The sequence below is a fragment of the Scytonema hofmannii PCC 7110 genome (assembly GCF_000346485.2).
GTDB lineage: Bacteria > Cyanobacteriota > Cyanobacteriia > Cyanobacteriales > Nostocaceae > Scytonema > Scytonema hofmannii.
Window position 1 is genome coordinate 4,332,155 of the sequence record NZ_KQ976354.1, and the last position, 12,981, is coordinate 4,345,135.

Below are 12,981 nucleotides of genomic sequence, written 5' to 3' on the forward strand. Positions count from 1 at the left end.
TTAAGAATTTTGATTTGTCATCACACCACCGGAGTAAATTTCCTTCTTTTGATTGTGCTTGTTACCGAGTTAATCTAAATATTGCTCAAACCACTCACTCGATAACCGTGCAACCACCTCTAGTGTTCCCGGTTCTTCAAAAAGATGCGTTGCTTCGGAAACGATTGCTAACTTCTTTTCTACTTGTAGTTGTTCCAACGCTTCTTGATTCATGCGAATAACTGGCGTATCTCTTTCACCTACAATTAATAGTGTTGGTGCTTGAACATTTGACAGCGATGCTTCTGCTAAGTCAGGTCTTCCACCACGGGAAACAATAGCACAAATCCCTTTCGGGCGTTGTGCAGCTGCAACCAAAGCTGCTGCTGCACCAGTACTAGCACCAAAGTAACCAACTTTCGTTTTGTAAATCTCTAGATTTTGGGCTAGCCATTCTGTAATCTCAATGAGACGTTCAGCTAATAAGTTAATATTAAAGCGCAATTGTCCTGTTTGATTGTCTATTTCTTCTTCGTGTTGGGTCAGCAGGTCAATCAGTAGGGTAGCAAACCCTGCTTTATTTAATTCTTCGGCAACAGAGCGATTGCTAGAACTGTGCCTACTACTACCACTGCCATGAGCAAATAGTACAACTCCACGAGCATTTTCAGGTATCCTCAAATCACCTTCTAGGTTAATTAGACCTGATGCAACTTGAATTGAACGTTCTTCAACCTGCGATTCTAATGTTCTATCCATAAACCTTTTACTAAAAGTTTTTCAAAATTGCTCTTAAATTTATGCTTTCACGAGCCTTGACCAAGTTTCATCCATCTTCAGTATGGAGCATCTTTTAACAGATTTTTCTATTTGTATCAATAATTATTAACAGCGATCGCTTAAGTAGCCGTTATAAACTGCGTACACCAGCAGATATAAAAATTTCTCTTCCCCCATTCCCCACTCCCTACTCCCTACTCCCTATTTTTAATTTCCCAAGGAAGGATAAACAAAGTTTTCAATAAAGCTGCTGTCAAACCAGAGGCGATCGCAGTCGTAAGAACATGACACGTTTTTTCTACAAACCTAATGATGAGTTTAATATAGTTTCGGAAGGGATGCACAATCTGTGGAGAAAGTAAAAAAACCGACGACCTTCACCGTAGAATTGCCCGGAAATGGTGTTCAAAGCTGTGAATATTTATATTGCTGAGCACTGAAATTAGTGAAAAGCAAACTGTGTCCTAAAATAAGCATGTAATCTATCAAACTAGCTACTAGCAATTTACTCAAGATGAACCCAAAACCGCCTCTACCCAGTAACGAAATCGCTAGACTGTATGCACTGCGTCAGTATCAAATCCTTGATACCCCTTCGGAGAAAGGATTTGATGATTTCACCTTCTTGGCTGCACAAGTTTGTCGTACTCCAATAGCTTTGATCAGCTTATTGGATGGAAATCGGCAGTGGTTCAAATCCAAGATAGGTGTAACAATATCTGAAACGGAACGAGATGTAGCCTTCTGTGCCTACTCAATTTTGCAACAACAACCACTAGTTGTTAGAAATGCGTTGCTAGATGCTAGATTTGCGAAAAATCCCCTCGTCACCGCAGACCCTAACATTCGGTTTTATGCTGGTGCTCCTTTAATTACGTCGGAAGGATTTGGACTTGGAACACTTTGCGTTATAGACTTCGTACCACGGGATTTAACTCTCGAACAGGTGGAAGCACTGCGATTGTTGAGCCATCAAGTTGTAGCACAATTAGAGTTACGGCGGAATGCGATCTCTTTGTCACGGACTCTCACTCAACGACAGCACGCAGCCGCACAACTTCGTCAGCAGCAGGAGTTCATTGAAATATTTTACCAACGGGGAGAGGAAAAAGCAAAAAAAGGAGACTATCAAGGGGCGATCGCTGAGTTTAACCAGTTTTTGCGTCTAAATCCTAGAGGTTTTAAAGCATATTATGGTCGAGGTCTTGCCCGCCAAAAGTTGGGAGATAACAAAGGCGCGATCGCAGACTTGGATTTGTATTTGCAGTTTCATCCCCATGATAGTGAAGCTCATTATCATCGAGGACTGCTGCGTTTAGAGTTAGGAGATTATCAAGGAGCAATTGCTGATTATAGCCATGTTATGCAAAGCACTCCTGACAATTTTGCTATGGAGAATTTTGGCTCTATCAATTCTGAATCTACAGGTAAACAACTACTGCCTTACAATCATACTCCATCTTTAGGGAGTAATTCTAACAATTTTGAAACCGATCTTAATATTATCCCAGATAATAATTTTTCTCAAATTGAACTTTCTCAGATTGATAATTCCAGTAGTATCACTGCAAGCTCTCCTCATTCTTTATTGCCTAATTATAACGATAACGAAATTTACCTGACATCCAGGCATACCCAATATGAAATTCAAGATTACGTCCAACCTTTGGATATCAACCCCGAACTCGGTCAACAATCTATAAGTCCGGGTAACACTCGCTTTGAAATTGATGATTACAAAGGGGCTGTTGATGATTACACGCAGTATTTAGAAAGTAGTGCTAACGATCCCGATATTTACCTCAAGCAAGCAAATTCTCGCTTTAAGCTTAAAGATTACAAAGGTGCTATTGAAGATTATACCCAATTTATCAAGAGCGCACCTAATGATGCTAAGGCCTACTTTAATAGGGGAAATTGCCGTTATGAGATGGAAGATTATAAAGGGGCAGTTGAAGATTACAATCTCTCTGTAGCACTCAATCCTAATGATGCAGAAGCTTATATTAACCGGGCAAATGCTCGGTCTAAGCTTCAAGATTACAGTGGTGCAATTGAGGATTACACCAACTTTTTGCAAATGAATCCTGATGATGCTAAGGCTTATATTAGTCGAGGTAATGCTCGGTCTAAACTGAAAGATTACAGCGGTGCAATTGAAGACTACAAAAAGGTATGGTCGAGACCAATTGTTCAACGCTCTTCGTTGCCCAGTGCCGATAATTTACATAATTCTTAAGAGGGAACAGGGAAATCCCCTAATTTTAATTATGGGGATTTCAATAATGACTCACTTTTTTCTTTCTCTGATTCCCAGACGCTCTCGATCCGGTGGCTCCGCCTGGGAATGCCTTTATTGGAGGCTCTGCTATCTCAATTAGTAAAGACTAGGATTTTTTTGTATAATAAAGAGGATAGTCTATCAGCACCTGAAGCTTGCCAATGCGTATAGACCTTACCCCTGAACTTGAAGCAATTGTCCACCGACAAATCGCTCTTGGTTACAGCAGTGTAGATGACGTTATCCATGAAGCGTTACTTTTAATTGATGAAAGCAACAAACTCAAATCCGAGCAGTTACGAGCAGAACTGGAAAAAGGTGAGCAGAGTGGTTACCCCATTCCTTACTCCTCCGAGTTGCTCGACCAGATAGAACAGGAAACCCTGGCGGAATTAGCGGCAGGAAATATGGAGATCGATCCAAATGTCTGGCCAGAATCCAAAACTACTGCTTGAACTTCGCCCGCAAGCCCGTTCTGATATCAAAGATATATTAAAATATACAACCCAGCGATGGGGCGCTCAGCAGCGTAGCAGGTACAAAAAGCTGATTGAGCGTTGCCTGGATAGCATCGCTGCCAATCCTCTGCCCAGAAGCAAGAAAGAAGATGCCATCGCGGATTATTACCGCCGTCATGTCGATGGTAAAGGACGGCATTTCGTGTATTACCGATTGCTTGAGGACAGAGTGCTGGTAGTCAGAATCTTGCATGACAGTATGGATGTTGATCGCCATCTTGAAGATGAGGCGGAAACTGAGATGGAAGAGTAGTATGAACAATGCACAGCCCAAACTTGATGCAGAAACCAAACAGATTCTCTTTGATTTCAAGGAAGATAAATACCTTGAACAACTTGATATTTACGCTCAACAGCCTGACGTAAAAATGCCAACATTTGTTTAAGTCCAAAAACCTTACGATAAATTAATCGACAACCTCGTCTTTTCTGGCTAATTTTAAGCCAGAGAATATTCACCCAAATATTAACAAGAAGAAAAGATATACCAAGAAATAGCAATCTTAAAACAGGATTTTTATTATTCGTTATAATTCGACAAATATTTTTAAGTCTATAACTACTTTCAATACCAAATCTTTTTCGATAATTTGATTGAAATCAGCGTATGTTGTGCGAGAAAAATCTGCCAACTTTCCCTGTTGATATAGGAAAGCGACTTCATGTTCTCTACCAAAATGAAACATTATTTAACTTTAATTGTCATATTTCTTAATTAATTTCAATAATCTTTAAAATGAATTTAACTGCAAGACTCCCCCACCCCCTACTCCCATACTCCTCAAGTTACGATCAACTCAGAATTGCTTGAGGGTTTGAGTTTATGACAAATGCTGTAAAATCTCCATACACCAACGAACAGATAGCCGCTTGGCTGCGTGGCTTGCTAACTATCGCTTGGGCAGATGGGGACTTTGACGCTCAAGAACAAGAACTAATTGCTAACATCACTAAGGATGAACTCGCTCCTAGTATTAAGGTAGAATCCTACGATCCCATAGAACCAGAAGAATTATCCACAATTCTGGGGAAAGGAACTCCAGCCGCAGAAAACTTTCTCCGCACAGCTGTTATGGTCGCGATCGCAGATGGAACATATTCTTCCAGCGAAGACTACATTTTGCACCAGTTCTGCAAAGTTCTGGAAGAGCCAGAAGATATGTTAGAAGCACTGCGTCACACTTTGGAACACTCTTACCAGGTGTCAGCAACTACCCCAACGACTCCAGTTTCTCTACAACCCGCACTTACAAAACACCAAGTTGACGCACTCCATCCTCTGCGCGAATGGCTAGACAAGTTAGATATTCAAGACCCAAGAGTTGCTCGTTTTCTATGTAAAATGATACCATCACAATGCCCTTTTGAGCGGGATGTGACTCTTTTTGGACGTAAGATGGTTCACATTCCACCGTTGTGTAAACTTAATCCACTTTACGAGCAACTAGTAGGCTTACGTTTCCGTGCTCTCTCCTATCTTGCAGATGACTGCGGTGAAGATGTTTCACCATATATTTAGTTAATGGTTAGTAGTTAGTGGTTAGTAGCTATTAACCACTAACCAGTGAGCAGTGAGCAGTGAGCAGTGACCATTAACAACTAACAACTAACAACTATCAACTATCAACTATCAACTATCAACTATCAACTAACTAATTATGAAATTTATCGATCAAGCAGAAATTGAAGTAGAAGCAGGGAAGGGAGGGGATGGTATAGTCGCCTTCCGAAGAGAAAAGTATGTACCCGCAGGCGGTCCCTCTGGTGGTAATGGGGGAAAAGGCGGTTCGATATATTTAGTTGCTGTGGAAAACCTGCAAACTTTGTTGGACTTTCGATACGAGCACCGTTTTAAAGCAGAAAATGGTTCTCGTGGAGGACCAAATAACCGAACAGGAGCCAATGGAAAAGATTTAACAATTGAACTTCCGGTAGGAACTATTATCTATGAGGCAGAAACTGATGAAATACTGGGGGATTTAGTCCAACCAGGGCAATGTTTAGTAATTGCAGCAGGCGGTAAAGGCGGATTGGGAAACCAACATTTTTTAAGCAACCGCAATCGCGCCCCGGAATATGCTCTCCCTGGGTTACCAGGGGAAACAAAGTTACTCCGTTTAGAGTTGAAACTTTTGGCAGAGGTAGGCATTATTGGATTGCCAAATGCTGGAAAATCAACTTTGATTTCAGCTTTATCAGCAGCACGTCCTAAAATTGCTGATTATCCCTTCACAACCTTAGTGCCGAATTTGGGAGTTGTGCGAAAACCTACTGGTGATGGCACGGTTTTTGCGGATATCCCAGGGTTAATTGAGGGTGCATCTCAAGGTGCGGGGCTTGGACACGATTTTTTGCGTCACATCGAACGTACTCGCATACTGCTACATCTAATTGACGCCACAAGTGATGATGCGATCGCGGACTACAATATAATTCAGCAAGAGTTACAAGCCTACGGAAGGGGTTTAACAGAACGCCCGCAAGTTTTAGCGCTCAATAAAATTGATGCTGTTGATAGAGAAACAAAGGATTTGGATGCTCTAGCCGAGCAACTCAATCACCTGTCTCATTCTCCTGTCTTCCTCATTTCAGCCGTAACTGGAGTTGGATTGCAACCTTTGTTACAGCAGGTTTGGTCAATTCTTGACCAGATTAATGCTGTGGAGGTAGAGGAAATGTCTGTTTAAGCTCTAGATTGAAAAAGGGAGTGGGGAGTAGGGAGTAGGGGAGAAGGAATTTTCATGCTTGGTTGTGGGATTTTCTCATCATTAGCTGACTTGAAAATAGGGCATTGGGCATAGTAAGAAATAATTTATTGCCCCTTGCTCATTTTTATATGTCCTGGTACGCAGTGCATTGATGGCTACTTAATATTTTTTCAGAAATTCGAGTATTTGTTTGCTTTTAAAAGCTTCAACAAGTTGGCGCAAATGGGTAGCAAAAGGTACGAATTGTTCATCCAATTTCTCTAATTCTGCGGCTCGTTTAGCAATGTTTTTGAGATCGCCTCTCATTGCTAAATCCAGCAAAATTGCCAGTTCTTCTGCTGGTGGAGGTACAAGGGAGTAGGTAACAGCTATCGGGGAATGAGGAGTAGGCAGTTTTACATTGTTACCAATTTCTTCATAAACCCATTCCAACGCCAAGTGAATCCGTAATTTTTCTAAAAGCTCAGCTTTGTTAATCGGTTTGGGAAGAAAATCATCGCAACCAACTTCTTGACTTTGCTGTCGATCGAATTCAAAAACGCTAGCCGATACAGCTATCACCACCATATGTTTAAAGTTTGGTAACATCTTGAGGCGACGGGTAGCTTCAAAGCCATCCATCACAGTCATAACTAAGTCCATAAAAATGAGATCTGGCTCAAATTCCCGTGCTTTATTAATACCATCTAAACCATTTGTTGCTTCTGCAACTTCAAACCCTAAAGGTTGTAGTAAATTCACCAAAACAGAGCGATTTGCCCATTTATCATCTACAACCAACACTTTTCGTTTAGAGCCTAAAAAACCAACAATATTGAGCTTCTGGAAACTTTTGACACCAGATTGAAGGATAACTTCAGGTATCTCCAAATCAAGCCAAAAAACACTGCCTTTACCTAAGGTACTTTTTACCTTCAGTTCACCACCCATCATTTGAACCAATTGACGGCTGATTGCCAAACCCAAGCCCGTTCCTTCAGTCTTGCGACTATCCTCACCTACCTGCTTAAATGGCAAAAATATTTCTTCTAATTGCTCTGGTGGAATGCCAATACCTGTGTCTTCGACTTGAAAGCGAATTTTAGGGATTGAGCATTGGACATTGGGAATGGTTAATTGCCCTATTCCCCATTCTCTATTCCCTATTTCCTCCACTGTGAAAGTTATACTACCTTTTTCTGTAAACTTAACAGCATTGCTAAGCAAATTCATCAAAACCTGACGCAATCGTTTTTCATCGGCTCGAATAACTTCTGGTAGGGGAGAAGGCGTTTGGTAAATTAATGAAATTTCCTTTTGTTCGGTACGGAGGCGGTAAAGTTGAATAATACTTTCAAGGAATTCTGGAAAATTAAACTCTTTGGGATAAAGTTCCATTTCCCGCGCTTCAATTTTGGAGAGATCTAAAATATCACTAATGAGTGTCAGTAGGTGTTCGCCACATTGATGGATAATGTTTATACCCTTTTTTTGCTTATCTGTTAAAGTTTTATCTTTCTGAAAGATCTGAGCGTAACCTAATATACCATTGAGTGGGGTGCGGAGTTCATGGCTCATGTTCGCTAGAAATTCGCTTTTGGCTTGGTTAGCGGCTGCAGCTACTTCTTCTGCTCGTTGACGTTCGCGAATTTCTTGTTGGAGTTGCAAATTTTTAGCTTGTAGCTCCAACGTGCGCTCTTGTACTTTTGCTTCTAGAGTTCGGTTGGAATCCTCTAAATCGTTATAAAGACGCGCATTTTCAATTGAGATTGCTGCTTGAGAGGATAAAAGTTGTAAAACTTCCAAACGCTCTGGTGTAAATGCTCCAGTGGTCAAGTTATTTTCTAAATAAAGAATGCCAATGAGTTTACCTTGATTAACAATTGGCGTACATAAAATGGATTTTGGTTGGTAGATGATGATGTAACGATCCGTTGCAAAGACTTTTTCAAGGGTGGCATCATTTAAAACAACATTCTCATGAGTTCGATGCACGTAATTGATGACAGATATTGGTAGCTGCTGACTGGAATTTACAGGTATTGATTGCTGCAACGCTATCTCATCTTGACCGCCTCTTCTCGAAGCTTCTATAAATAAGTGCCCTGCTTTTTCTAAAATAAAAAAGCCTGTTTCTGCACCAGCATTTTCAATAACGATTTGCATCAACTTAGCAAGCAGCTTATCTAAGACAATCTCGCTGGAAAGAGCAAGAGATGCTTTCATGACTGCGGCTAAATCGAAAGCTCCTTGACTGCTGGTAGTTGTAGAATTAATTGTCCGTTCGACCTCTAGAATTCTGTTTTTTTGCTTTGAAATCTGAGATAAAATCTGAGGATATTTTGCTTCTAAATCTCTAACTTTTGCCGTTGCTCCCCAACACATATATCCATAATAAGCATCAGTTAGATAGGTCTGTGCTACTTTTTCTCTTCCACACTCAAAATAAAATTTTGCTGCCAGTTCATTAGAGAGTGCTTCTTCCTGAATATATCCCTGTTCCTTAGCCCCAGTAATGGCTCGGTCATAAAACTCTGTCGCTTGCCAATATTGACCCAAAACCCTTGCTTTTTCTGCCTCCACGAGCTCGTACTTATGCTGAAAGTTCATTGGAGCATAGGTTGCCCATTTCTGCATTTTTTCCTGGTTATTTATTACCCTACTCAAAAGCTGTTCTTGTTGTGAATGCGATACTGATGGATATACGGCGAGTTGTGCTAAAGAATCGTAGAAATGGAACATTGGCACAATTAACCATCCTATAACTCCATCTAAATACTGTTCGGCTTTGATGGCATTTTCTACAGCTTGAGAAAATTCTCCAAGTAAATAACAGAGAATTAATTTATTGAGCAACACATGGTGAACTAACGTGCGCTCGTTAAATTGAATGTGAAGTGGTAAAAATTGGTCTTCATTGTAAGCATCACCAATTAAATGGCAAGGATTTTCAGTCAATCCTATTAAGTTTAAAACTGCTTGATGAAACATTTGATGTAACTTTAAGGCAGATTCTTGATTAACTAGAGCGATCGCTTGACCATATCTAGCCATGTCCTGTTCGAGGCTTTTTAACTCCGAACCACTCCAATATGAATATTGGCAATAATTACTTGCCGAATATCCACTATGTATCAAATCTCCATATTCCAATCCACTAGAGTAAGCATCTTCTAGCAGTGGTAAGGTTTTCCTAACATGATGTTTCCAAGGAAGTATGAACGTTGAAACTTTAAATAAGATTTGACTTCTTACCTCGCAAGGCTCTAATTTTTTTAACAGAGCTAATGCTAGTTGACCAAATTTATAAGCAGTATCAATATCTTGTAATAAGCCACTGAAAACCACTCCGTAATCGGCAAACCCACTAGCTGATAAAGGAGTATTTCCATTTTGAATAGATAACTTTACTTGCTTGCAAGCCATCAAAATAAATAATGCAGGTGCAAATTGATAGGCAGCAGGAACTAAACTTGCTATGAGTCGAAAGGCTGCTAGCTTATTTGCATCTCTCATGGACGGCAAATTAATTAAATCTTCTATTTCTCTATCAGCCAAAGACGTTGCTATTTCCTCGAACGCTTGCTGAATGTCCATTGGAGTAGGTGATTCAGTTAGTTTTACTCCCAGGTTTTCCAAAGATTGGAGACCTATCTTCACCGCTTCCAGGAGTTTTCTTTGTACTGCACAAGCTTTGATTTGTAACTCATAAACTTTCACTTTGTCCAGTTGTGTTTTAGCTTGTTGCAGCACCACCTCAGTCAATTGCTCCATGTACTCAAAATCACCACCAAGAAATGCCGCTTCTGCTGCTTCTTGATATAAACTCAATGCTAGTTTATATCGTTGCTGCCAACTAGAAGCAGGCAATAACCCCAACCCCATCTTTAAATAACGGATAGCTGAGTCATAAGCCGTCGCTGTTTTCGCTTTCTGACCGGCTATAAGATTAAGTTCGGCTAGTTCATATTTTTGTGGCTCTAAGGTCAGTAAGTCAGTACCGTAATTAAGTTGATTGACTAAAGCAAAGATATGTTCTCTTCGTTCTTCAAGCGTAGTATTTTGTAGTAGCAATTCACCAATTTTTAAGTGAGTTTCCTTTTTATGTGAATCAGCAATCAGAGAATAAGCTGCTTGTTGGACGCGATCGTGTAAAAACTTGTAGGCGATTGGGAATTCGGGATTAGTCATTGGTGATTCGGAAGATTCTTGCCCTATCCCCAGTCCCCAGTCTCCAGCCCCTATTCTTTCCGAATCAAAGACAAGGGGGATTTTATAGGATTGACTTAAGGGCAAAACTAAACCCGCCTGTAGAGATTCCCATAAATCTTTTGCTGTTTCTGACAAAGATTTTTGATTAACAATACTCAGAATCTCTAGAGTAAACTTATCCCCAATACAAGCAGCTAACTTTAAGACATTCTGGGTTGTTGATGACAGTTTTTGAATCTGATTGACCATCAAATCAACGACATTATCTGTGATATCAATGTCTTTAAGCTGCTCGATATCCCATTGCCAACAGCCTTCACTAAAGTTAAACGTCAACAGATTTTCATGATATAGGGATTTGAGCAAATGAATTAAAAAGAAGGGATTTCCCTGAGTTTTTTTAAACAATAACTCAGCTAGTGGTTGTGATTTTTCCTGGTCAGTGCGGAGAGTTTCGCTGATTAAGTGTTTGACATGAGAAATCAGCAAAGGCTGAAGGACAATATTGTTGACGACTACACCACGGGATTGAATTCCCTCTAAAGTTAATATCAAAGGATGCGCTTCATGAACTTCATTATCTCGATAGGCTCCAATCAGTAAGAGATATTGGCTATCTAAGTTGCTTATTAGCATCTGAATTAACTTTAAAGAAGCTAGATCTGCCCATTGTAAGTCATCCAAAAACAGCACTAGTGGATGATCCCTTTGACAAAAAACATGAATGAATTGTTGAAATACCCTATTAAATCGGTGTTCTGATTCGGTTAGTCCTAATTGAGGAACCTCTGGCTGACAACCAATAATCCATTCTATTTCGGGAATGACATCAATAATAATCTGACCGTTAGAACCAAGAGCATTTAAAATTTTCGCTCTCCAAATAGCTATTTTTTCATAACTTTCTGTTAAAATTTGTCGCATGAGTTCTTGAAAAGCTTGAGTCAACGAAATATAAGGAATATTTCGCTTGAATTGGTCAAACTTACCAGAAATAAAATATCCTCGTTGGCAGACAATTGCTTGATGAACTTCATTCACTAAAGAAGTTTTGCCAATTCCTGAATAACCGCTGACTAACATCATTTCAGTTGCACCAACGCTGACTCGCTTAAAAGCATCTATTAAAGTAGCAACTTCTTGTTCGCGACCATAAAGTTTTTGAGAAATCAGAAATTGACTATGTAAATCAAGCTGAGCGATAATAAACTCTTCAATTTTCCCTGTTGCTTGTAATTTTCTCAAACATTGTTCTAAGTCAGCTTTTAGTCCCAAAGCACTTTGATATCTCTCTTCAGCAGTCTTAGCTAATAACTTCATGACAATATCAGAAATTGCTTGGGGAATCTCTGGATTCATTTTGCAAATAGGTATTGGCGTTCTAGCAATATGGCAATGAACTAATTCCAAAGGATCTTTAGCTTGGAATGGTAGTTGTCCTGTTAATAATTCATAGAAAGTGACACCTAGAGAGTAAAAGTCAGTTCGATAGTCAATGGAGCGGTTCATCCTTCCAGTTTGTTCTGGTGACATATAAGCCAGAGTGCCTTCCAGCAGATGAGAATTGCTGATAGTCAAATTTTCTGTTGATAGGAAAGATGAAATACTAAAATCTATAATTTGAACTTGACCTGTTTTTATATTAATGAGAATATTATAGGGTTGAATATTTTTGTGAAGAATATTATTTTGATGTAGCTGAGCCAGAGTTGATGCTAATTGAATTGCAATTTGCAAAAAACTACTTAGCTCAATGTTTTTTATCTTAATAATTTTTTTTAAAGGTTCTCCCCCAAAATCTGACAAAATGAGTGCCAGACCATTTTTGTGATTGACCTCAGCCAAGGGTTTAACAATTCCATGTATATCGAGGTGTTGGAGGATTTTATATTCGTGTCTTAATTGAGCGAGTTGTTCTATGGTTGGATACACCGCTTTGAGAGTTTTAATCATCACTGAAGTTGGCGCTGTTTTCCTTAAAGCACGATAAACCAAGGTATTGGTATCTTCATAAAGGACTTCCATAAATTGGCATTCAGCAATAGTGAGATTCATTTTTTCTTCCTGACTTGTGCAAGTGAATATCAGACAATGCTTTCTCACAAAAAAATCTTATCGGAGGTCAGCAAACTTTTGCAGTCCCTAAATTGACGAGTTCTGTCAATTTAGTAAAGTAACTTTATTTTAGGGGCTTCTAAATAAAAAAATCTCCCACAAGATAGATAATTTATTTCCTGGAAGTCCCTTAAAGGAGCAGAATTACAACATTTTTGACTTAAGTTAAGTGATGTCAGTCCCTAGCTCGTGTGATTTTAGTCACACGAGCTAGCTCTAGATGATGATAACCTTTCCAAAATGGCGGAAAAATTTGAGAGTACTACGTGATTTCTTTTTGGGCATAAGTAGTTAACTGCATCTACCGCCCATTTTCTCCTGGATAAAGAAAAAACGACTGCCCGTGATTCAAACAGGAAAGGAGAAAACATGAAATTTCTATATGTACCGACTCCAATATCATTGCAAC

Annotated in this window: 7 protein-coding genes and 1 pseudogene; 5 read left to right on the forward strand and 3 right to left on the reverse strand. The window is 39.6% G+C overall.

Annotation, left to right across the window (positions count from 1 at the left end):
- Window positions 1-69: 69 nt before the first annotated feature.
- Window positions 70-738 carry a dienelactone hydrolase family protein gene (locus WA1_RS17785; RefSeq protein WP_017746288.1) on the reverse strand — a complete coding sequence of 223 codons (669 nt, stop codon included), beginning with the start codon at window positions 736-738 and terminating at the stop codon, window positions 70-72.
- A gap of 535 nt (window positions 739-1,273) precedes the next feature.
- Between WA1_RS17785 and WA1_RS17790 the strand changes: the two genes are divergently transcribed.
- From WA1_RS17790 to WA1_RS17800, 3 genes are all read left to right on the forward strand, one after another.
- Window positions 1,274-2,998: a tetratricopeptide repeat protein gene (locus WA1_RS17790; RefSeq protein WP_017746289.1), complete on the forward strand. Its 1,725-nt coding sequence runs from the start codon at window positions 1,274-1,276 to the stop codon at window positions 2,996-2,998.
- A gap of 203 nt (window positions 2,999-3,201) precedes the next feature.
- A complete protein-coding gene (locus WA1_RS17795; protein WP_017746290.1) occupies window positions 3,202-3,495 on the forward strand; it encodes a ribbon-helix-helix domain-containing protein in 294 nt (97 codons plus the stop codon).
- Window positions 3,464-3,811, forward strand: a complete 348-nt coding sequence (locus WA1_RS17800; protein WP_017746291.1) for a type II toxin-antitoxin system RelE/ParE family toxin — start codon at window positions 3,464-3,466, stop codon at window positions 3,809-3,811. Before WA1_RS17795 ends, WA1_RS17800 begins: the two co-directional genes overlap by 32 nt.
- Window positions 3,812-3,867: 56 nt before the next feature.
- Here the strand turns inward: WA1_RS17800 and WA1_RS61705 are convergent.
- Window positions 3,868-4,149, reverse strand: a pseudogene (locus tag WA1_RS61705) (ISH3 family transposase); the annotation flags it as partial.
- A gap of 232 nt (window positions 4,150-4,381) precedes the next feature.
- Between WA1_RS61705 and WA1_RS17805 the strand changes: the two are divergent.
- Complete coding sequence (locus WA1_RS17805) at window positions 4,382-5,077, forward strand: Mo-dependent nitrogenase C-terminal domain-containing protein (protein WP_017746294.1); 696 nt, start codon at window positions 4,382-4,384, stop codon at window positions 5,075-5,077.
- 139 nt (window positions 5,078-5,216) lie between these two features.
- Complete coding sequence (obgE, locus tag WA1_RS17810; RefSeq protein ID WP_017746295.1) at window positions 5,217-6,245, forward strand: GTPase ObgE; 1,029 nt, start codon at window positions 5,217-5,219, stop codon at window positions 6,243-6,245.
- 180 nt (window positions 6,246-6,425) lie between these two features.
- Here obgE and WA1_RS17815 read toward each other — a convergent pair whose 3' ends face one another.
- Window positions 6,426-12,512, reverse strand: a complete 6,087-nt coding sequence (locus tag WA1_RS17815) for a hybrid sensor histidine kinase/response regulator (protein ID WP_017746296.1) — start codon at window positions 12,510-12,512, stop codon at window positions 6,426-6,428.
- Window positions 12,513-12,981: the final 469 nt, after the last annotated feature.

Coding starts and splice junctions, on each gene's coding strand:
- WA1_RS17805 (WP_017746294.1), top strand. CDS start 4,382: ATGACAAATGCTGTAAAATCTCCATACACCAACGAACAGATAGCCGCT.
- WA1_RS17795 (WP_017746290.1), top strand. CDS start 3,202: ATGCGTATAGACCTTACCCCTGAACTTGAAGCAATTGTCCACCGACAA.
- WA1_RS17815 (WP_017746296.1), bottom strand. CDS start 12,512: ATGAATCTCACTATTGCTGAATGCCAATTTATGGAAGTCCTTTATGAA.
- WA1_RS17790 (WP_017746289.1), top strand. CDS start 1,274: ATGAACCCAAAACCGCCTCTACCCAGTAACGAAATCGCTAGACTGTAT.
- WA1_RS17785 (WP_017746288.1), bottom strand. CDS start 738: ATGGATAGAACATTAGAATCGCAGGTTGAAGAACGTTCAATTCAAGTT.
- obgE (WP_017746295.1), top strand. CDS start 5,217: ATGAAATTTATCGATCAAGCAGAAATTGAAGTAGAAGCAGGGAAGGGA.
- WA1_RS17800 (WP_017746291.1), top strand. CDS start 3,464: ATGTCTGGCCAGAATCCAAAACTACTGCTTGAACTTCGCCCGCAAGCC.